At 70.8% G+C, this 18,755-nt stretch carries 22 protein-coding genes; 8 read left to right on the forward strand and 14 right to left on the reverse strand.

Annotated elements, in window-relative coordinates; all coding sequences use genetic code 11:
• Positions 1–41 precede the first annotated feature (41 nt).
• Both dapA and ACIRFL_RS17340 read left to right on the forward strand, forming a co-directional pair.
• A complete protein-coding gene (gene dapA, locus ACIRFL_RS17335) occupies positions 42–944 on the forward strand; it encodes a 4-hydroxy-tetrahydrodipicolinate synthase (RefSeq protein ID WP_404029200.1) in 903 nt (300 codons plus the stop codon).
• Between the two features lie 111 nt (positions 945–1,055).
• Positions 1,056–1,517: a pyridoxamine 5'-phosphate oxidase family protein gene (locus ACIRFL_RS17340; RefSeq protein ID WP_404029202.1), complete on the forward strand. Its 462-nt coding sequence runs from the start codon at positions 1,056–1,058 to the stop codon at positions 1,515–1,517.
• A gap of 241 nt (positions 1,518–1,758) precedes the next feature.
• Here the strand turns inward: ACIRFL_RS17340 and dapD are convergent, their stop codons facing one another.
• From dapD to ACIRFL_RS17355, 3 genes are all read right to left on the reverse strand, one after another.
• A complete protein-coding gene (gene dapD, locus ACIRFL_RS17345; RefSeq protein ID WP_404029204.1) occupies positions 1,759–2,748 on the reverse strand; it encodes a 2,3,4,5-tetrahydropyridine-2,6-dicarboxylate N-succinyltransferase in 990 nt (329 codons plus the stop codon).
• 218 nt (positions 2,749–2,966) lie between these two features.
• Complete coding sequence (locus ACIRFL_RS17350) at positions 2,967–3,503, reverse strand: TetR/AcrR family transcriptional regulator (protein WP_388722095.1); 537 nt, start codon at positions 3,501–3,503, stop codon at positions 2,967–2,969.
• Positions 3,503–3,823 carry a DMT family transporter gene (locus tag ACIRFL_RS17355; protein WP_404029206.1) on the reverse strand — a complete coding sequence of 107 codons (321 nt, stop codon included), beginning with the start codon at positions 3,821–3,823 and terminating at the stop codon, positions 3,503–3,505. The genes ACIRFL_RS17350 and ACIRFL_RS17355 overlap by 1 nt, the downstream gene beginning before the upstream one ends.
• A 214-nt stretch (positions 3,824–4,037) precedes the next feature.
• Between ACIRFL_RS17355 and ACIRFL_RS17360 the strand changes: the two genes are divergently transcribed.
• On the forward strand, positions 4,038–4,889 hold the full coding sequence (locus ACIRFL_RS17360) for an AbfB domain-containing protein (RefSeq protein ID WP_404029208.1): 852 nt from the start codon (positions 4,038–4,040) through the stop codon (positions 4,887–4,889).
• A gap of 94 nt (positions 4,890–4,983) precedes the next feature.
• Here the strand turns inward: ACIRFL_RS17360 and ACIRFL_RS17365 are convergent, their stop codons facing one another.
• Genes ACIRFL_RS17365 through ACIRFL_RS17400 form a run of 8 tightly spaced genes read right to left on the reverse strand, consistent with a single transcriptional unit; the run spans position 4,984 to position 11,546 of the window.
• Positions 4,984–5,319: a metal-sulfur cluster assembly factor gene (locus ACIRFL_RS17365; RefSeq protein ID WP_404029209.1), complete on the reverse strand. Its 336-nt coding sequence runs from the start codon at positions 5,317–5,319 to the stop codon at positions 4,984–4,986.
• The gene (gene sufU / locus ACIRFL_RS17370; RefSeq protein WP_404029211.1) at positions 5,316–5,783 is read right to left on the reverse strand and encodes a Fe-S cluster assembly sulfur transfer protein SufU; all 468 of its coding nucleotides are present in this window, start codon (positions 5,781–5,783) and stop codon (positions 5,316–5,318) included. Before sufU ends, ACIRFL_RS17365 begins: the two co-directional genes overlap by 4 nt.
• 16 nt (positions 5,784–5,799) lie before the next feature.
• Entirely contained in the window at positions 5,800–7,056 is a 1,257-nt protein-coding gene (locus ACIRFL_RS17375) for a cysteine desulfurase (protein ID WP_404029213.1), read from the reverse strand.
• Positions 7,053–7,817: a Fe-S cluster assembly ATPase SufC gene (gene sufC, locus ACIRFL_RS17380; RefSeq protein ID WP_404029215.1), complete on the reverse strand. Its 765-nt coding sequence runs from the start codon at positions 7,815–7,817 to the stop codon at positions 7,053–7,055. Before sufC ends, ACIRFL_RS17375 begins: the two co-directional genes overlap by 4 nt.
• 7 nt (positions 7,818–7,824) lie before the next feature.
• Complete coding sequence (locus ACIRFL_RS17385; protein ID WP_404029217.1) at positions 7,825–8,145, reverse strand: non-heme iron oxygenase ferredoxin subunit; 321 nt, start codon at positions 8,143–8,145, stop codon at positions 7,825–7,827.
• Positions 8,142–9,326, reverse strand: a complete 1,185-nt coding sequence (gene sufD, locus ACIRFL_RS17390; protein ID WP_404029219.1) for a Fe-S cluster assembly protein SufD — start codon at positions 9,324–9,326, stop codon at positions 8,142–8,144. Before sufD ends, ACIRFL_RS17385 begins: the two co-directional genes overlap by 4 nt.
• A 58-nt stretch (positions 9,327–9,384) precedes the next feature.
• Entirely contained in the window at positions 9,385–10,806 is a 1,422-nt protein-coding gene (gene sufB, locus ACIRFL_RS17395; RefSeq protein WP_383089999.1) for a Fe-S cluster assembly protein SufB, read from the reverse strand.
• On the reverse strand, positions 10,803–11,546 hold the full coding sequence (locus ACIRFL_RS17400; RefSeq protein ID WP_404029221.1) for a helix-turn-helix transcriptional regulator: 744 nt from the start codon (positions 11,544–11,546) through the stop codon (positions 10,803–10,805). Before ACIRFL_RS17400 ends, sufB begins: the two co-directional genes overlap by 4 nt.
• Positions 11,547–11,717: 171 nt before the next feature.
• Here ACIRFL_RS17400 and ACIRFL_RS17405 point away from each other — a divergent pair, with 171 nt between their 5' ends.
• From ACIRFL_RS17405 to ACIRFL_RS17420, 4 genes are all read left to right on the forward strand, one after another.
• A complete protein-coding gene (locus tag ACIRFL_RS17405) occupies positions 11,718–12,527 on the forward strand; it encodes an aminoglycoside N(3)-acetyltransferase (RefSeq protein ID WP_404029223.1) in 810 nt (269 codons plus the stop codon).
• A gap of 31 nt (positions 12,528–12,558) precedes the next feature.
• Positions 12,559–13,533 (forward strand): ABC transporter ATP-binding protein, encoded by a 975-nt coding sequence (locus ACIRFL_RS17410; protein ID WP_404029225.1) that lies wholly within the window; start codon positions 12,559–12,561, stop codon positions 13,531–13,533.
• A 50-nt stretch (positions 13,534–13,583) separates the two neighbouring features.
• Entirely contained in the window at positions 13,584–14,309 is a 726-nt protein-coding gene (locus ACIRFL_RS17415; protein WP_404029243.1) for an ABC transporter permease, read from the forward strand.
• 127 nt (positions 14,310–14,436) lie between these two features.
• Positions 14,437–15,447, forward strand: a complete 1,011-nt coding sequence (locus ACIRFL_RS17420) for a heme A synthase (protein WP_404029227.1) — start codon at positions 14,437–14,439, stop codon at positions 15,445–15,447.
• Positions 15,448–15,644: 197 nt separating this feature from the next.
• Here the strand turns inward: ACIRFL_RS17420 and ACIRFL_RS17425 are convergent, their stop codons facing one another.
• The 3 genes from ACIRFL_RS17425 to ACIRFL_RS17435 form a co-directional block, all read right to left on the reverse strand.
• Complete coding sequence (locus tag ACIRFL_RS17425; RefSeq protein WP_404029229.1) at positions 15,645–16,754, reverse strand: amidohydrolase family protein; 1,110 nt, start codon at positions 16,752–16,754, stop codon at positions 15,645–15,647.
• Between the two features lie 154 nt (positions 16,755–16,908).
• Positions 16,909–17,229 carry a hypothetical protein gene (locus ACIRFL_RS17430; protein WP_404029231.1) on the reverse strand — a complete coding sequence of 107 codons (321 nt, stop codon included), beginning with the start codon at positions 17,227–17,229 and terminating at the stop codon, positions 16,909–16,911.
• Between the two features lie 100 nt (positions 17,230–17,329).
• Positions 17,330–18,283, reverse strand: a complete 954-nt coding sequence (locus ACIRFL_RS17435; protein WP_404029233.1) for a heme o synthase — start codon at positions 18,281–18,283, stop codon at positions 17,330–17,332.
• A 346-nt stretch (positions 18,284–18,629) separates the two neighbouring features.
• Between ACIRFL_RS17435 and ACIRFL_RS17440 the strand changes: the two genes are divergently transcribed.
• Positions 18,630–18,755: hypothetical protein (locus ACIRFL_RS17440; protein WP_404029245.1), on the forward strand; the 126-nt coding region annotated here is incomplete at its 3' end.

Consider the following 18,755-nt stretch of genomic DNA (forward strand, 5'->3'; position numbering starts at 1 on the left):
ATTAAGTGGAGCTACACCATTGGCCTGCCGACACTGGATCCATGACGAACCCGGACCGCCCCGCTCCGCCCTTCGGCCGCGCCCTGTGCGCCATGGTCACGCCCTTCACACCGACAGGCGCGCTCGATCGCGACGGCGCCGGAAAGCTGGCCGAGCGGCTGATCACGGAGGGCTGCGACGGACTCGTGCTCGGCGGTACGACGGGCGAGTCGCCGACCCTCACCGACGCCGAGAAGGCGGAGCTGGTACGGGCCGTCCGGGAGGCCGTCGGCCCGCGGGCGACGATCGTCGCGGGCGTCGGCACCTTCGACACCCGGCACACCGTCGAACTGGCCCGCGCCGCCGAGAAGGCCGGCGCCGACGGCGCGCTGGTCGTGACGCCCTACTACTCCAGGCCCCCGCAGGACGCGCTGGAGGCCCACTTCCGGGAGGTCGCGGACGCGAGCGGACTGCCCGTCATGCTGTACGACATCCCCGGCCGCACCGGCACCCGCATCGAGCCCGAGACGATGATCCGGCTCGCGGACCACCCGCGGATCGTGGCCGTCAAGGACTGCTCCTACGACTTCCTCGGCACCCAGAAGGTGCTGGCGCGCACGGAACTGGCGTACTACGCGGGCTGCGACGAGCACATCCTCGCGCTGTACGCGGTGGGCGCGGCGGGCTGTGTCAGCACGGTGGCGAACGTCGTACCACGCGAAGTCGCCGACATCCTGGCGGCGTTCGACGCGGGCGACCCGGCACGCGCGGCCCGGCTCCAGCGACGGGCCACGCCCTTGATCGAGGCGACGACGGCGGCGGGCCTGCCCGGCACGGTCACCACCAAGGCACTCCTGAACGCACTCGGCCACCCCGCGGGCCCGGTACGCCCCCCACTACGCCCGGCCACCCCCGAAATCACGGCCCAACTCCTCACCCACTACACCCAGTTCACAACGACCTGAACAGCCCCCTTACCACAGAGCTGATGCGCCGGCCATTGGGCTCATCGGTCGCCGGGAGTAGGTCCTGCGCCCCAGGCGCGCTGCGCGCCTGCTTGGCTAGGGTCCGTTCTCATGGAGACCACAGGAATCGTTCGTCGCGGGACGGCGGAGCGTAGGCGCGACGCTCTGGCGCGGCTCGCTGCCGAGCGGGACGTATGGGTGTCGACGGCTCATCCTGATCACGGGCCGCACCAGGTGCCGCTGTGGTTCCTGTGGGACGGGCGAGCGGTGTGGATGTGCACCAGCGCCACTTCCGCGACCGCGCGGAACGTCCGCGAGGAGCCGCGCGTGCGTCTGGCGCTGCCTGACAGCTTCGACGTGGTGCTCCTCCAGGGTGAGGCGGAGTGCTTCCCGGACCAGAAGGTGCCCAAGGACGCAGCGGAGGCGTTCACCGCCAAGTTCGGCTGGGACCCGCGGACGGAGGAGGGTTCCTTCGTGTATGTGCGCGTGGCGCCGAAGAGCGTGCACACGTGGCGCGGCTCACCGGAACTACGCGGCAGAGTCATCATGCGCAACGGAACATGGCTGGAATAACGGCAAGTCCCACTCCTGTACGCCTCCCGGACCACCTGAGCTTCCCAAGGCTAGGGTTGCCTGATGGCCTCGGTGAAGCTGCGTCGCGGCGAGTGCCGCTTTCTCTGGTCTGCTGTCTGACGCGCCGGCCGAGGTCATGAGCTGATCCAAATCAGAACACCTGGGCGAGCTTCGCAGCAGAACCCCGGCGGCGCGTCAGGGTGTTGGTCGGTGGGCGGCCGTATGTCACGGCCGCCCGAGGTCAGTTGTGGGTGTGCAGGATCTCGTTCAGGCCGTCCCAGACCGCGTTGTTCGGGCGGGCCTCCACGGCGCCGGTGACCGAGTTGCGGCGGAAGAGGATGTTGGAGGCGCCGGAGAGCTCGCGGGCCTTGACGATCTGGCCGTCGGGCATGGTCACGCGGGTGCCCGCGGTGACGTACAGGCCGGCCTCCACGACACACTCGTCGCCGAGCGCGATGCCGACGCCCGCCTCGGCGCCGATCAGGCAGCGCTCGCCGATCGAGATGATCACGTTGCCGCCGCCGGACAGCGTCCCCATGGTGGAGGCGCCGCCGCCGATGTCCGAGCCGTCGCCGACGACGACGCCCGCGGAGATGCGGCCCTCGACCATGGAGGTGCCCAGAGTGCCCGCGTTGAAGTTCACGAAGCCCTCGTGCATGACCGTGGTGCCCTCGGCGAGGTGCGCGCCGAGGCGCACGCGGTCGGCGTCGGCGATGCGGACGCCCTTCGGCGCGACGTAGTCCGTCATGCGCGGGAACTTGTCGATCGAGGTCACCTGGAGGTGCAGGCCCTCGGCACGGGCGTTGAGCCGCACCTTCTCGATGTCGTCGACGGCGACCGGGCCGAGCGAGGTCCAGGCGACGTTGGCGAGGAAGCCGAAGATGCCGTCCAGGCTCTGCCCGTGCGGCTTGACCAGACGGTGCGAGAGCAGGTGCAGGCGCAGATAGACGTCGTGCGCGTCGATCGGCTTCTCGTCGAGGGAGGAGATGACCGTGCGCACCGCCACCACTTCGACGTTCCGGCGGGGGTCGGGGCCGACGGCCCGCGTGGCGCCCTCGCCGAGCAGCCGCTCGGCCTGCTCGGCCGACAGCGACTCGGTGCCGGCCGGACCGGGCTCGGCGACCAGTTCGGGCGCCGGGAACCAGGTGTCGAGAACGGTGCCGTCGGCGGCGACGGTGGCGAGACCGGCGGCCACGGCGCCGGTGGTACGAGGAGCAGTCGTGTCGGTCATGAGGGCAACCTAACGTGGGCGGGCCCGCACGGGCGAACCGGCGGAGCAGCATCTCAGCTGCCGGTCGGCGAAGCACCCCGAGCACCGGCCGGCGCAACACCCCAAGCACCAGTCGGCGACGCCCCAGGCACCGGCCGGCGCACCGCGTCCCTCCGGCACCAAAACGCCGCCGGCCCCGCCGGGCCAGGCCCAGGCACGACCCGGCCCGGCCCGGTCCCTCAGGGAATCACCCGCGCCAGTGCCTCCCGCGCATACTCCTCGTCGTACTCGCCGCCGGTCAGCAGCACCTGGAGGCAGATGCCGTCCATCAGGGCGAGCAGCGCACGGGCGGTCACCGGGTCGGTCCGGTTGGCCAGCCGCCGTGCCGTCTCCTCGGTCCACTCCGCGGCCACGGGCCGCAGCGCGGGGCGGCGCAGGGCCGCCAGATACAGCTCGTACTCCAGCTCGACGCCCGTGCGCTCGCCGCCCAGCCACTCCCCCAGCACCCGCGCGAGCCCGGCCGCCAGGTCGCCCTCGGTGTCGTCCGGTACGCCGCTGCCGACCAGCACCCCGGCGAACCCCTCGTTGGCCTGCCGCAGGGCCGCGACCAGCAGTTCGTCGAGGGTGGCGAAGTGGTACGTGGTGGAGCCGAGCGGTACGTCCGCCTCGGCCGCGACGGTCCGGTGGCTCAGCCCGGCGATGCCCTTCGCACCGACGACCCGGATCGCCGCGTCGATGATCCGCTGCCGCCGGTCCGGGTCGTGGCGCCGGGCCATCAGTGCGCGCCACCCAGGTTCAGGACCACGACGCCGCCGATGATCAGCAGCAGCCCGGTGATCTTCGTCGCGTTCAGCCCCTCCCCGAACAGCAGCAGCCCGAGCACCGCGATGGTCGCGGTGCCGACCCCGGACCAGATCGCGTACGCCGTGCCGATCGACAGGCTCTTCAGTGCCCGGGCGAGCAGCACGAAGGAGACGAGATAGCCGACCGCGGTCAGCAGCGCGGGCCCCGGCCTGCTGAGGCCGTCGCTGTACTTCATCGCGGTCGTGGCGGCCACCTCGGCCGCGATGGCTCCGGAGAGCAGCAGATACCCCATGTGTACGAGCGTACATAACGGTGCGCGGCCACTTCGGCCGGGTCGGCCGATCGCCCAACTCCGGTACAGCAGGCCCGAGCTGATGAAACGTCAGGCACCGACCGCTCGCTGAAACCCTCCCCGCCGGCTGCCCGGCTCCACTAGTGTTTCAGCCTCGATCACCTCGCCCCCACATCCCCGGCCGCCGCCCAGGGCGCCGCTGGAGGAACAGCGCATGCCAGAAACCACCCCCCGGCCACCGCGGCACCCGTCCTGGGAGCGCGGCTGGTCCCCCGACACGTCCCGGGCGCCGGGAACGCGAAGACTCTGGCTGGCCGGCGGGCTGGCCGCGGCCACGGTCGTGGCCTGTCTGACGGCGATATCCGTCGACCGCCCGCCCGCCGACGCGTCGTCGGCCCCGGTGCCGTCCGGGGCGCCCACAAACGCCGGCCCCGGACTGCTCTCCTTCGCCTCGCCCTCGTCGAGCACGACGGCCCCGCCGCGCGACGGCAGCGGCCCGACACCGGCCACGCCCACCACGTCCGCGCCGCGCACACCGGCGCCCGGCGACGGCACGCGGGCCGCCTCGGCTCCCTCGACTCCCTCGGCCCGCCCGTCCGGGCCCGGCGCCGCGCCCGGCGGCTCGTCCGGCGCCTCGCAGGGCTCCCCGCGCCTGCGGTCCGTCCGCTCGGTGAACTACCCCGACCGCTACTGGCACGTGAGCGGCGGCCTGGTCCGGCTCGATCCCGTCGGCTCACCCGCGGACCGCCGCGCCGCCACCTTCCGGCTGGTCGACGGCCTGGCCGACGGATCCTGCACCTCGTTCGCCACGGCCGACGGCGCCTATCTGCGCCACCGCGACTTCGTGCTGCGCGCCGAACGCGACGACGGCTCGGCGCTGTTCCGCAGGGACGCCACCTTCTGCCGGCGCCCCGCGGCCCGCTCCGGCGCGGTCGTGCTGGAGTCGGTGAACTACCCGGGCCGCCTTCTGCGCCACCGTGACTTCCGGCTCAGGCTCGACCCGTACCAGGACTCCGACCTGTACCGCGCGGACTCGGCGTTCCGTCTAGAGGACGGGCCGAGCTGAGCAGCCGGACCCCGCACAGACGTAAACGGCGGCACCCCGTAGGGTGCCGCCGTCAGCTTCCGCGAAAACCGTGCGGACGAGGTGAGGCGGGGCCTCAGACGTTGAATCCGAGCGCCCGCAGCTGCTCGCGGCCGTCGTCCGTGATCTTGTCGGGGCCCCACGGCGGCATCCAGACCCAGTTGATCCGCAGCTCGTTGACGAGGCCGTCCGTGGCGGACTTGGCCTGGTCCTCGATGACGTCCGTCAGCGGGCAGGCCGCCGACGTCAGGGTCATGTCGACGGTGGCGACGTTCGCCGACTCGTCGATGTGGATGCCGTAGATCAGGCCGAGATTGACGACGTCGATGCCCAGCTCGGGGTCCACCACGTCCATCAGGGCCTCGCGGAGCTCGTCCTCCGAGACCGGCTTCATCTCCACGGTGTCGCTCATGCCGTCTTCCTTTCGGCGTCGGCTCCGCCCAGCACCTGGGCCGTCGCGTCCTTCCACGCCATCCAGCTCAGGAGGGCGCACTTCACCCGGGCCGGGTACTTGGAGACACCGGCGAACGCGACCGCGTCCTCCAGGACGTCCTCCATCGCGTCGTCGGGCTCGATCCGGCCCTTGGACTGCATCAGCTCCAGGAAGGTCTCCTGGATCTTCTGCGCCTCGGCCAGCTCCTTGCCGACGAGGAGATCGTTCAGTACGGAGGCCGATGCCTGGCTGATGGAGCAGCCCTGGCCCTCGTACGAGACGTCCTCGATCGTCGTTCCGTCGTACTTCACGCGAAGGGTGATCTCGTCACCGCACGTCGGGTTCACATGGTGCACCTCGGCGTCGCCATCCCGCAGACCACGCCCGTGCGGGTGCTTGTAGTGGTCCAGGATGACTTCCTGGTACATGGAATCCAGCTTCATGCGATCGCTCGTCCCGTCAGCCGAAGAAGTTCCGTACGTGCTCCAGTCCGTCGACCAGCGCGTCGATCTCGGTCGGCGTGGAGTACAGATAGAACGACGCTCGCGTGGTCGCGGGAATTCCGTAGCGCAGGCAGACGGGGCGCGCGCAGTGGTGTCCGACGCGTACCGCGATGCCCAGCTCGTCGAGAACCTGTCCCACGTCGTGCGGATGGATGTCACCGAGCGTGAAGGAGATCGCCGCACCCCGGTCCTCGGCCGTGGCAGGGCCGATGATCCTCAGGTCAGGGACCTCGCCCAGCCGCTTCACCGCGTACTCGGTGAGCGCGTGCTCATGGGCGAGGACCTTGTCCATGCCGATCGCGTTGAGGTAGTCGATCGCCGCGCCCAGCCCGACCGCCTGCGCGATCGGCGGGGTGCCCGCCTCGAACTTGTGCGGGGCGGGAGCGTAGGTGGACGAGTGCATGGACACCGTCTCGATCATCTCGCCGCCGCCGAGGAACGGAGGCAGGTCCTCCAGCAGCTCCTGGCGGCCCCACAGCACGCCGATGCCGGTCGGACCGCACATCTTGTGGCCCGTGAAGGCCACGAAGTCGGCCTGCAGCGCCTGCACGTCCAGCGGCATGTGCGGGGCGGCCTGGGAGGCGTCGATGCAGACCAGGGCGCCGACCTCCTGGGCGCGGCGCACTATCGCCTCGACCGGGTTGACCGTGCCCAGGATGTTGGAGACCAGCACGAAGGAGACGATCTTCGTCTTCTCGGTGATGACCTCCTCGATGTCGGAGAGGTCGAGCCGGCCGTCGTCGGTGAGGCCGAACCACTTCAGCTTCGCGCCCGTGCGCTGCGACAGCAGCTGCCAGGGGACGATGTTGGAGTGGTGCTCCATCTCGGTGATGACGATCTCGGTGTCCTGGTCCACCCGGTAGGGCTCGTCGGCCCAGCCGAGCATGTTCGCCACGAGGTTCAGCGACTCGGAGGCGTTCTTGGTGAAGATCACCTCGTCGCGGCTGGGGGCGTTGATGAACTCCGCGACCTTGTCGCGCGCCCCCTCGTACAGCGCCGTGGCCTCCTCGGCGAGCACATGCACACCGCGGTGGACGTTGGCGTTGTGGCGCTCGTAGTACTCGCTCAGGGCGTCCAGTACCTGGCGCGGTTTCTGCGAGGTCGCCGCGTTGTCCAGGTACACGAGCTTCCTGCCGTCGTGGACCAGTCGGTCCAGGACGGGGAAGTCCTTGCGGATCGCCTCGGTGTCGAGGAGGCCCGGCAGCTGTGTCACGCGGATGCGCCACCCTTCACGTATGCCTCGTAGCCCTCGTTCTCCAGCTTGTCCGCGAGCTCGGGGCCGCCGGACTCGGCGATCCGGCCGTCGGCGAACACATGGACGTGGTCGGGCTTGATGTAGCGCAGAATGCGCGTGTAGTGCGTGATCAGCAGGGTGCCGACCTCGCCGGTCTCACGGACGCGGTTCACGCCCTCCGAGACGATCCGCAGGGCGTCGACGTCCAGCCCCGAGTCGGTCTCGTCGAGGATCGCGATCTTGGGCTTCAGCAGTTCCAGCTGAAGGATCTCGTGGCGCTTCTTCTCGCCGCCGGAGAAGCCCTCGTTGACGTTGCGCTCGGCGAAGGACGGGTCCATGTGGAGCCGTTCCATGGTCTCCTTGACCTCCTTCACCCAGGTACGCAGCTTGGGCGCCTCGCCGCGGATCGCGGTGGCGGAGGAGCGCAGGAAGTTGGAGACCGAGACGCCGGGGACCTCGACCGGGTACTGCATCGCCAGGAACAGGCCCGCGCGGGCGCGCTCGTCGACGGACATCTCCAGGACGTCCTCGCCGTCGAGCAGGACGGTGCCGCCGGTGATCGTGTACTTGGGGTGGCCCGCGAGCGAGTAGGCGAGGGTCGACTTGCCCGAGCCGTTGGGGCCCATGATGGCGTGCGTCTCGCCCTGCTTCACGGTGAGGTCGACGCCCTTGAGGATCTCCTTCGTGGCGTTGTCTGCCTCGACGGTGACGTGCAGGTCTCGGATTTCAAGCGTTGCCATGGGTGCCTCAGGACTCCTGGGTGAGGGAGACGAGCACGTCGTCCCCTTCGATCTTTACGGGGTATACGGGGACGGGGCGCGTCGCGGGGAGGGCGTCGGGCTTTCCGGAGCGGAGGTCGAAGCGCGAGCCGTGCAGCCAGCACTCGATGTGGCAGTCGTCGACCTCGCCCTCGGCGAGCGAGACGTTGGCGTGCGAGCAGATGTCGTTGATCGCGAACACCTCCCCCTCGGTCCTGACGACCGAGACGGGCGTGCTGTCGATCTCCACCCGCTTCGGGGTGTCCTCCTCCAGCTCGCTCAGCCCGCAGACGCGTACGAAGGCGCTCATGCGACCGACGCCTCCAGCTCCTCTTCGATCTTCGCGAGCAGGCGCTCCTCGATGTCCGCGACGCCGATCTGCTGGACCAGCTCGGCGAAGAAGCCGCGGACCACGAGGCGGCGTGCGTCGCGCTCCGGGATGCCGCGGGCCATCAGGTAGAACAGCTGCTCGTCGTCGAAGCGGCCGGTGGCGGAGGCGTGGCCGGCGCCGACGATCTCGCCGGTCTCGATCTCCAGGTTCGGCACCGAGTCGACGCGGGCGCCGTCGGTCAGCACCAGGTTCCGGTTCATCTCATAGGTGTCGGTGCCCTCGGCCTTGGCCTCGATCAGCACGTCCCCGATCCACACGGCGTGCGCGGCGTCGCCCTGGAGCGCGCCCTTGTAGGCGACGTTCGACTTGCAGTGCGGGGTGTTGTGGGTGACCAGGAGGCGGTGCTCCTGGTGCTGGCCGGCGTCCGTGAAGTACAGGCCGTACAGCTCGGCCTCGCCGCCGGGGCCCGTGTAGCTGACACGCGGGTGCAGGCGCACGACGTCGCCGCCGAAGGTGACGACGACCGACTTGAAGGAGGCGTCCCGGCCGACGAGGGCGTTGTGCTGCCCCACGTGCACGGCCTTGTCGTCCCAGTCCTGGACGGAGACGACGGTCAGCTTGGCGCCGTCGCCGAGGAGGTAGTCGACGTTGGCGGCGAGCACCGCGTCACCGGTGTGGTCGATGACGACGACGGCCTCCGCGAAGGCGCCCAGCTCGATGACCTGCTGGCCGAAGGCGGTGCCGCCCTCGCCGCGCACGGCGATGCGGATCGGCTCGGTCAGGACGGTCTCCTTGGGGACGGTCACCACCGATGCCTTCTCGAAGGCGGAGTACGCCTGGGCGGCGACGCGGTCCACCGGGGTGCCCGCGCGGCCGACCCGCGCGTCGTCGCGGCCGACGGTCTCGACGATGACGCCCTCGGGGGCCTCGACGTCCACCCGCACGCCGTCGCCGGTGGCGACCGCGCTGCCGTCGTGCAGGCCGCGCAGCCGCTCCAGCGGGGTGAAGCGCCACTCCTCCTCGCGGCCGTGCGGCACCGGGAAGTCCGCCACGTCGAAGGAGGGCGGCGCGCTCATACGGGTGGCGACGGTCGACTCGGCGGCCACCGCGATCTGGCCGGAGGTGGTGGAGCCCACCGGAATTGTCTGGGCCTCAGCCATGGCTGTCGTATTGCTCGCTTTCTTGCGTAGGGCTTGACGGGGACTGCGGGCCGGCGGCTCAGCCGACCGCGCCCTCCATCTGCAGCTCGATCAGCCGGTTGAGTTCCAGCGCGTACTCCATGGGCAGTTCCTTGGCGATCGGCTCGACGAAGCCACGCACGATCATCGCCATCGCCTCGAACTCGGACAGGCCGCGGCTCATCAGGTAGAACAGCTGGTCCTCGGAGACCTTGGAGACCGTCGCCTCGTGGCCCATGGACACGTCGTCCTCACGGACGTCGACGTACGGGTACGTGTCGGACCGGGAGATGGTGTCCACCAGCAGGGCGTCGCAGAGCACGTTGGACTTGGCGCCCGGGGCTCCCTCGCCGATCTCGATGAGACCGCGGTAGGAGGTGCGGCCGCCGCCGCGCGCCACCGACTTGGAGACGATGTTGGACGACGTGTTCGGCGCCATGTGGACCATCTTGGCGCCCGCGTCCTGGTGCTGGCCCTCGCCGGCGAAGGCGATGGACAGGGTCTCGCCCTTGGCGTGCTCGCCCATCAGGTAGACGGCCGGGTACTTCATCGTCACCTTGGAGCCGATGTTGCCGTCGATCCACTCCATGGTCGCGCCCTCGTAGGCCACGGCGCGCTTGGTGACCAGGTTGTAGACGTTGTTCGACCAGTTCTGGATGGTGGTGTAGCGGCAGCGGGCGTTCTTCTTGACGATGATCTCGACGACCGCGGAGTGCAGCGAGTCCGACTTGTAGATCGGTGCCGTGCAGCCCTCGACGTAGTGCACGTAGGCACCCTCGTCGACGATGATCAGGGTCCGCTCGAACTGGCCCATGTTCTCGGTGTTGATACGGAAGTACGCCTGGAGCGGGATCTCCACGTGCACGCCCGGCGGGACGTAGATGAAGGAGCCGCCGGACCACACGGCGGTGTTCAGCGAGGCGAACTTGTTGTCACCGGCGGGGATGACGGTCCCGAAGTACTCCTTGAAGAGCTCCGGGTGCTCCTTCAGGGCGGTGTCGGTGTCGAGGAAGATGACGCCCTGCTCCTCCAGGTCCTCGCGGATCTGGTGGTAGACGACCTCCGACTCGTACTGCGCGGCGACACCGGCCACGAGGCGCTGCTTCTCCGCCTCGGGGATGCCGAGCTTGTCGTACGTGTTCTTGATGTCCTCGGGCAGGTCCTCCCAGGACTCCGCCTGCTTCTCCGTGGAGCGCACGAAGTACTTGATGTTGTCGAAGTCGATGCCCGACAGGTCCGAGCCCCAGTTCGGCAGGGGCTTCTTCTCGAAGAGCCGCAGGCCCTTGAGGCGCAGCTTGGTCATCCACTCCGGCTCGGACTTCTTCGCCGAGATGTCCCGGACGACCTCGTCGTTCAGGCCGCGCTTCGCCGCGGCACCGGCCTCGTCGGAGTCGGCCCAGCCGTATTCGTACGTGCCCAGGCCCTCAAGTTCGGGGTGGGCAGTCTCCGTGGGGAGAGTCATGCGGGGTTCCTCCCGGCCGTGCTAGCAGATGCGTCAGTGGAAATCTTGGGGATGAACGTCGTGCAGACGCCGTCGCCGTGGGCGATGGTCGCCAGCCGCTGGACATGCGTTCCGAGCAGTTCGGCGAAGATCTCCGTCTCCGCCTCGCACAGCTGCGGGAACTGCTCGGCGACGTGGGCGACCGGGCAGTGGTGCTGGCACAGTTGCTCGCCGACCGGTGCGCTGCGCGCCGTAGCAGCGTACCCGTCGACGCTCAGGGCCTTGGCCAGGGCTTCGGCGCGTTTGTCGGGCGTGGCGGCCTCGATCGCCTTGCGGTAGGCGCCGGCCTGCGCGGCGATCCGGGCGCGGGCGAAGGCGGCGACCGCCTCCGGGCCGCCCTCCCGGTCCGCGATCCAGCGCAGCGCGTCCGCGGCGAGCTTGTCGTACGACTGGTCGAAGGCGTCGCGGCCGCAGTCGGTGAGCGCGAAGACCTTGGCCGGGCGGCCACGGGTCCGCGCCCCGTACACCCGCTGCTCGCGCGCCTCGACGACGTCGTCGGCGGCCAGGGCGTCCAGGTGCCGGCGCACGGCGGCCTGGGTCAGTCCCAGCCGTCCCGCCAGCTCGGCGACGGTCGACGGGCCGTGGTCCAGGATGGACCGCGCGACCCGGTTGCGCGTGGAACGATCCGAGCGCACCCCGGCCGCGAGCTCTTCCTGGGGGGTACCCCTGGGGGTCTCCCGAGCCTCGCCGACGTTTTTCACAACGCCATTGTTGCGTAATTCCTCAGAGCCTGACAAGCCGCGTCCCGCCGAGCGGACGGTGCCCTGGGTCACTTAGGCATACCTAATCCGACCTGCGGAAACGATCTTTGATCGATCGTCGCAGGCCAATTCGATGGCGGCGCGGCACCGCGTCCGGCAGACTCCCGGGCCATGCCCGACACCGTGAACGGCCCGCTCGTCACCCGCGACACCGTCTCCGCGCGGCTGCGCGCGCTCGGCGTCGAACCCGGCGAGATCCTGCTGGCGCACTCCTCGCTCAGCTCGCTCGGCTGGGTGTGCGGCGGCGCCGTCGCGGTGGTCCAGGGGCTGCTCGACGCCCTCGGACCGCACGGCACCCTCGTGGTGCCCGCCCAGTCCGGCGACCTGTCCGATCCGGCCGTCTGGCGCAGCCCGCCGGTGCCCGAGCAGTGGTGGGAGACCATCCGGGCCACGATGCCCCGCTACGACCCGCGCACCACGCCCACCCGCGGGGTCGGCGTGATCCCGGAGACCGTACGGACCTGGCCGGGCGCCCTGCGCAGCGCGCACCCGCACACCTCCTTCGCCGCGCTCGGCCCGCACGCCGCCGAGATCGTCGCCGGACACGCGCCCGACTGCCGGCTCGGCGAGCGAAGTCCGCTGGCCCGGCTGGAAAAGCTGGGCGCCCGGGTACTGCTGCTCGGCGCGGGCTACGCCAGCTGCACCGCCTTCCACCTGGCCGAGTACCGCATACCGGCCCCGCTGGTCGAGGTGGGCCGCCCCGGCCCAGACGGCTGGGAGCGGGTCACCGAGGTGTCGATCAGCTCGGACCGCTTCGACGAACTGGGCCACGACTTCGAACGGGACCGGCCCGTCCTGCGGGGCACGGTGGGCGCAGCCGACGCGCGGCTGTTCCCGCTGGCGGACGCCGTGGCGTACGCCGAACGGTGGCTGTCGGTGCACCGGCCCCGCGAGGACGAGTTCCCGCACCCGCCGGTCTGAGAGCCGGGCGGCGTCCCTAGACTCTGGAGCCATGCGCAGTGAGCCCGCCCGCCCGTCTCCCGACCACCCCTCAGGGAGACGCTTCGTGTCGCACCCGGTCATCGAGGTCAAGTCCCTGGTGAAGCGGTACGGCACGAAGACCGCGGTGAACGGCCTCGACCTGGTGGCCGGTGCGGGCGTGACCGCCGTGCTCGGCCCCAACGGGGCGGGCAAGACGACCACGATCGAGACCTGCGAGGGATACCGGAGGCCGGACGCGGGCACCGTGCGCGTCCTCGGCCTCGACCCGGTGCGGGACTCCGGCGCGCTGCGCCCCCGCATCGGCGTGATGCTCCAGTCCGGCGGGGTGTACTCGGGCGCACGGGCCGACGAGATGCTGCGTCATGTGGCGGCGCTGCACGCCCGCCCGCTGGACGTGGACGCGCTCATCGAACGGCTCGGCCTCGGCGGCTGCGGGCGCACCAGCTACCGGCGGCTGTCGGGCGGACAGCAGCAGCGGCTCGCGCTCGCCATGGCCGTCGTGGGACGCCCGGAACTGGTCTTCCTGGACGAGCCGACGGCCGGACTCGACCCGCAGGCCCGGCACGCCACCTGGGACCTGGTCGCCGACCTGCGCGCCGACGGTGTCTCCGTGATCCTCACGACGCACCACATGGAGGAGGCCGAGCGGCTCGCCGACGACGTCGCCATCATCGACGACGGGCGGGTCATCGCCCAGGGCTCCCCCGACGAGCTGTGCCGCGGCGGCGCCGAGAACACGCTGCGCTTCACCGGGCGGCCGGGCCTCGACGTGAGTTCCCTGCTGAAGGCGCTCCCGGCGGACTGCGCCGCGGCCGAGCTGACGCCGGGCTCCTACCGGGTCGTCGGCAAGGTCGATCCGCAGCTGCTGGCGACGGTGACCTCGTGGTGCGCCCAGCACGGTGTGATGCCGGACCGGATCTCCGTCGAACGGCACACCCTCGAAGACGTCTTCCTGGAACTGACGGGCAAGGAGCTGCGCTCGTGACCACCGTGGGCACCTACACCCCCGCGCCCGGCGCGGCTCCCCTGCCCCGCATGATCGCGGCCCAGGCCGCGTTCGAGACCCGGCTGCTGCTGCGCAACGGCGAGCAACTGCTGCTGACGGTCGTGATCCCGACACTGCTGCTCGTGCTGTTCGGCTCGGTGGACATCGTGGACACCGGCGCGGGCAGGGCGGTGGACTTCCTCACGCCCGGCATCCTGGCGCTCGCCGTGATGTCGACGGCGTTCACCGGCCAGGCCATCGCCACCGGCTTCGAACGGCGTTACGGCGTGCTGAAGCGGCTGGCGTCCTCGCCGCTGCCGCGCTGGGGACTGATGACCGCGAAGACCGCGTCCGTGCTGGTCACGGAGGTCCTTCAGGTGGTGTTGCTGACGGCGATCGCCTTCGCGCTCGGCTGGTCGCCGCACGGCGGGGCGGGCGCCGTGGCCGCCGTGCTGCTCCTGCTCGTCCTGGGCACGGCCGCCTTCTCGGGCCTCGGGCTGCTGATGGCGGGCACGCTGAAGGCGGAGGCGACGCTGGCCGCCGCCAATCTGGTCTTCCTGCTGCTGCTCGTCGGGGGCGGTGTGATCGTCCCGCTGGAGAAGTTCCCCTCCGGCGCCCAGGACGTGCTCGCGCTGCTGCCCGTCACGGCGCTGTCGGACGGGCTGCGGGACGTGCTCCAGCACGGGGCCGGGATGCCGTGGGGCGACCTGGGGATCCTGGCCGGCTGGGCGGTCGTGGGGCTGGCCGCGGCCGGACGGTTCTTCCGCTGGGAGTGACCGGCTCGCCGCGGTCCGCGCGTACGCCGTGAGGGCGGCGCAGGCACGAGGCCGGCGCGGCTTTGCGGTGGCGCCGGGCGGCCGGAGTGCGGACCCTCGTGAACGCGTGCACAAGCGGCGCCCTACGATGGTGCGCGTGCCAAAGCTGACCCGCGCCGATGCCGCAGCGGCCGTGCGCAACCCGCTCGCCTTCATCGCCGAACGCTGGACCCCGAACCCCCGGACGGTCCAGCGGGCGGCGCTCATCGCCCTCGTCATGTCGGTGGTCATCGTGGTCACCGGCGGTGCCGTCCGGCTGACCGGCTCGGGCCTCGGCTGCCCGACCTGGCCCACCTGCACCGACGACTCACTGACCACGACCCGGGCCATGGGCCTGCACGGCGTCATCGAGTTCGGCAACCGCATGCTCACCTATGTGCTGTGCGCGGCCGTGGGCTGGGCGATCATCGCCGCCCGCGCGCAGAAGCCGTGGCGACGCGGCCTCACCCGGCTGGGCTGGGCGCAGTTCTGGGTGGTCATGGGCAACGCGGTGCTCGGCGGCATCGTCGTCCTGGTCGGGCTGAACCCGTACACGGTCGCGGCCCACTTCCTGCTGTCCACCGCGCTCATCGCCGTCGCCACCGTGATGTGGCAGCGCAGCCGCGAGGGCGACGGGCCGCCGCGCCCGCTGGTCGGCAAGGCCGTGGAGCAGCTGGTGCGGGTCCTGGTGACCGCGTCCGTCCTGCTGATCGCCGTCGGCACGGTGGTGACCGGGGCCGGACCGCACGCGGGCGACTCCAGCGAGGTCGACCGGATCCCCATCGACTGGGAGAACATCGCCGAAGTGCACGCCGTGCTCGCCTGGATCGTGGTGACGCTGTCCTTCGCCCTGTGGTTCGTCCTCAAGGCGGTCGACGCGCCCAAGGGCCCGCGGGACCGCACGCGCGAGCTGTTCATCGTGCTGCTGTGCCAGGGCGCGATCGGCTACGTCCAGTACCTCACGCATCTGCCCGAGGTCCTGGTGGGCGCACACATGCTGGGCTCCTGTGTGATGTGGATCTGGGTGCTGCGCGTGCAGCTGTCGCTGCGGGAGCGCCCCGAGGCGACGGCCCCGCTGCCGGGCCCCTCCCGGGAGACCCCGGTCGCCACGCGCGCATGACCCAGCCGGACGCGCGCGAGGGCGCGTGTGCCAGGCCCACATGTGGGCGGACACCACAGGCGCGTACGTAGGCGGCCACCACGAGCGCATGCGTGGGCGGGTGTGGTGCTCGCCCACACGTGGGCGAGCACCACAGGGACACGTGTGTTGCATCCCCATGTGTGGGCGAGGGCCGCAGGTGTGCGTGTGGGGGTGTCTCAGTCACCCAGGCCGTAGACGCGGCCCGCGTTCTCCGCCGCGATCAGGCCGGCCACCCGTTGTGCATCCCCCAGCGACCAGGCGCCCTCGGCGACCCAGGTGCCCAGCACCCGCCCCAGCGCCTCGCGGAACAGGCTGGCGCCCACGACGTGCAGTTCGGGCAGCCCGTGTGCACCGCTGGAGAAGAGGATCTTGCCGAACGGTGCCAGTTCCAGGATCTCCGCGAGGACACTGGCCGCCCGGGCGCCGGTGCGCACCAGCGCGGCACCGGAGTCGGCGTACACATGCGGGAACACCCCGGCCAGATGGGCGGCCTGCCGGTGGTACGGGTAGCCGTGCAGCAGCACGAGGTCCGTGCCGAGGCCCGCGGTGGCCCGCACGAAGTCGGTCAGCAGCACCGGGTCCGTGCGGTCGATGCGCGAGCGCGGCTCGCCGAGCCCGGCGTGCAGTTGGAGCGGCAGGCCGGAGGCGACTGCGATCCACAGCACATGGCGCAGCAGCACCGGATCGTCGAGTTCTCCGCCGACCCGGCGCTCGGCCAGCCAGCGTCCCGCCGCCCCGCGCACCTCGCCGGGCCCGGGCGGCTCCGGTGCGAGCGCAAGCCCGTGCCGCACCCCCGCGACGGAGGTGAAGGCGACGGCGTTCGCGGCGGCCCCGTGCACCGATTCGGCGAGGTTGGCGAGGAAGGACTCGACGGTGCCCGAGGTGTCGGCGACCTGCTCGGCGAGGAGTTCCAGGCGCACGATCTCGCGGGCCTCGGCGGCACCGGCGTACGCCATCTCGTCGGGGCCCGTGAGGTCGCCGGCCAGTCCCGTGTCGACGAGGTAGGTGGTGATGCCGCTGCCCCGCAGCAGCCTGCGGCCCGCCTCCAGCACGCCGAGTTCACGGCGCCGGGCGAGATAGCTCGCCGGCGGGCAGTGCGGTTCGAGGCCGAGCAGCGGGGGGCACCAGCGGCGCACGGCGAAGCCGGTCTGTGTGTCGAAGAGCGTGGTGCCCGGGGCGGGCGGCCCCTCGGTGTGGGCGAGCTGGGCCTCGAAGGTGCCGAGGCCCAGTTCGGTGCGGAGCACTCCGTGGCAGTACTGGTCCACCAGGGACGGCGTCTCGATCATCCGGGCTCCCCGTTGTGGACGGTGTGCGTGCCTACCGTCTTAACGGGTGAACCGGACTGAGGTCGCGGCCCGGCCCGGGAGCGTGGCTCGTCCGGCGGGCACGGGCCGCCCGCGGCTGCCCGCGCGGTCTCCCGCCTGCCTCAGGAGGCCCAGGTCAGCCCCCGATCTGGAGGCCCGCCATCCGCTTCCACTCGTAGGCGCCCGTCCTCACCTTCGCCGCGAACTCGCCGTCGAAGGACTCGTGGGCCGTGATGCCGGACTTCGCCACCGCCTGCTCGGCGATCTCGTACGTCGGGGCCACCAGGTCGCCCCAGCCGCCGTCCTCACCCACGAGCACGATCCGGGCACCGCGTTCGCCGAGGTAGGCGACCTGGCCCTCGGCGCCGCCGTGGGCCTTGGCGAAGGCGCCGATCCGCCGTGCGAGGCGCGCCGCCGTGCGCTCGGCCTTCTGGTCAACCTGCTGCGTGTCTGCCATGGCCAGGATGCTACTCACGAGTAGACCGGCTGGCGAGAGCGGCACCCTGTGACCTGTGCCGGCACGGGACGTGATGGTGCCGGAGGCAACGTGACCTGGGTCAGCGCAGGAAGGGGTCCACCGCGACCGCCACGAACAGCAGCGACACATAGGTGATCGACCAGTGGAACAGGCGCATCTCCTTGAGCTTCGCGCCCGTCACCTCGGCCTTCGCCCGGTGCTGGAGCGCGTGCGCCTCCCACAGCCACCAGCCGCCCGCCGCCAGGGCGACCAGCGTGTAGAACCAGCCCGTGTAACCGAGGGGGGTGAGGAGCAGCGAGACGGCGACCATCACCCAGCTGTAGAGGACGATCTGCCTGGCGACCACCTTGTTGGAGGCGACCACGGGCAGCATCGGCACGCCCACGCGCGCGTAGTCGTCCTTGACCTTCATGGACAGCGGCCAGTAGTGGGGCGGCGTCCAGAAGAACATGACAAGGAAGAGGATGACCGGCGCCCAGGACATCGAGTCGGTGACGGCCGACCAGCCGATGAGCACCGGCATGCAGCCGGCGATGCCGCCCCAGACGATGTTCTGCGACGTGCGCCGCTTGAGGATCATCGTGTAGACGACGACATAGAAGAGGAGCGCTCCGAGTGACAGCCAGGCGGACAGCCAGTTGACGGTCAGCCCGAACAGCAGCGTCGAGACGACCGCCAGCGTGATGCCGAACGCGAGGCATTCCCGGGGGCTCACCATGCCGGTGACCACCGGGCGCTGCGAGGTGCGGTCCATGAGCGCGTCGATGTCGCGGTCGATGTACATGTTCAGCGCGTTGGCGCCGCCCGCGGAGAGATAGCCACCGAGGCAGGTGAGCAGGACCAGACCGAGGTCCGGCACTCCCTGCTGCGCCAGGAACATCACCGGAACGGTGGTGATCAGCAGCAGCTCGATGATCCGCGGCTTGGTCAGCGCCACGAAGGCCCTGACACGGGCCCCGAACGGCCGGCGGACCGGGCTCTGGCTCGCACCGATTACCCCCGCTGGACGGGATTCGACGGCCGTCACGCACACCCCTGACAGAGACTCCCAGCAAGCCTCCCCCCGTGAAGTCCCGGTAAAGGCTCGCGCGTACCACGCCACTGTAGACGTTGCCCATACCTCGGCCTTCGCGGGGGTGGGGTCGTGTTCACGGGACTGGGAAGACATACGTATGTCGGCTCGATTGAGCAGTCAGATGAGCGGGTCCGTATTCAGTTGCCGAATGTCGTACAACCCGGTCGGGAGGCGGATCCCCGCGAGTCCCGGCAGTCTGGAATGTGGGGAGAAAACGCGCGTACTCACGGGGGTAGGCTCGACAACGGCCGGTGGGCGCCCAGTGCACCGGCATTCGACATGTGGAGAGGAGCCCTGACTCAGGGTGAGCACCAAGCCGACCACTACAGACCTCGACTGGACCGAGTTGGACCAGCGGGCGGTGGACACCGCGCGCGTCCTGGCCGCCGATGCCGTACAGAAGGTCGGCAACGGCCATCCCGGTACCGCG

This window comes from Streptomyces sp. NPDC102462, from assembly GCF_044765425.1.
GTDB lineage: Bacteria > Actinomycetota > Actinomycetes > Streptomycetales > Streptomycetaceae > Streptomyces.

Coding starts and splice junctions, on each gene's coding strand:
- dapA (WP_404029200.1), top strand. CDS start 42: ATGACGAACCCGGACCGCCCCGCTCCGCCCTTCGGCCGCGCCCTGTGC.
- ACIRFL_RS17340 (WP_404029202.1), top strand. CDS start 1,056: ATGGAGACCACAGGAATCGTTCGTCGCGGGACGGCGGAGCGTAGGCGC.
- dapD (WP_404029204.1), bottom strand. CDS start 2,748: ATGACCGACACGACTGCTCCTCGTACCACCGGCGCCGTGGCCGCCGGT.
- ACIRFL_RS17350 (WP_388722095.1), bottom strand. CDS start 3,503: ATGGCCCGGCGCCACGACCCGGACCGGCGGCAGCGGATCATCGACGCG.
- ACIRFL_RS17355 (WP_404029206.1), bottom strand. CDS start 3,823: ATGGGGTATCTGCTGCTCTCCGGAGCCATCGCGGCCGAGGTGGCCGCC.
- ACIRFL_RS17360 (WP_404029208.1), top strand. CDS start 4,038: ATGCCAGAAACCACCCCCCGGCCACCGCGGCACCCGTCCTGGGAGCGC.
- ACIRFL_RS17365 (WP_404029209.1), bottom strand. CDS start 5,319: ATGAGCGACACCGTGGAGATGAAGCCGGTCTCGGAGGACGAGCTCCGC.
- sufU (WP_404029211.1), bottom strand. CDS start 5,783: ATGAAGCTGGATTCCATGTACCAGGAAGTCATCCTGGACCACTACAAG.
- sufC (WP_404029215.1), bottom strand. CDS start 7,817: ATGGCAACGCTTGAAATCCGAGACCTGCACGTCACCGTCGAGGCAGAC.
- ACIRFL_RS17385 (WP_404029217.1), bottom strand. CDS start 8,145: ATGAGCGCCTTCGTACGCGTCTGCGGGCTGAGCGAGCTGGAGGAGGAC.
- sufD (WP_404029219.1), bottom strand. CDS start 9,326: ATGGCTGAGGCCCAGACAATTCCGGTGGGCTCCACCACCTCCGGCCAG.
- sufB (WP_383089999.1), bottom strand. CDS start 10,806: ATGACTCTCCCCACGGAGACTGCCCACCCCGAACTTGAGGGCCTGGGC.
- ACIRFL_RS17405 (WP_404029223.1), top strand. CDS start 11,718: ATGCCCGACACCGTGAACGGCCCGCTCGTCACCCGCGACACCGTCTCC.
- ACIRFL_RS17410 (WP_404029225.1), top strand. CDS start 12,559: ATGCGCAGTGAGCCCGCCCGCCCGTCTCCCGACCACCCCTCAGGGAGA.
- ACIRFL_RS17415 (WP_404029243.1), top strand. CDS start 13,584: ATGATCGCGGCCCAGGCCGCGTTCGAGACCCGGCTGCTGCTGCGCAAC.
- ACIRFL_RS17420 (WP_404029227.1), top strand. CDS start 14,437: ATGGTGCGCGTGCCAAAGCTGACCCGCGCCGATGCCGCAGCGGCCGTG.
- ACIRFL_RS17425 (WP_404029229.1), bottom strand. CDS start 16,754: ATGATCGAGACGCCGTCCCTGGTGGACCAGTACTGCCACGGAGTGCTC.
- ACIRFL_RS17430 (WP_404029231.1), bottom strand. CDS start 17,229: ATGGCAGACACGCAGCAGGTTGACCAGAAGGCCGAGCGCACGGCGGCG.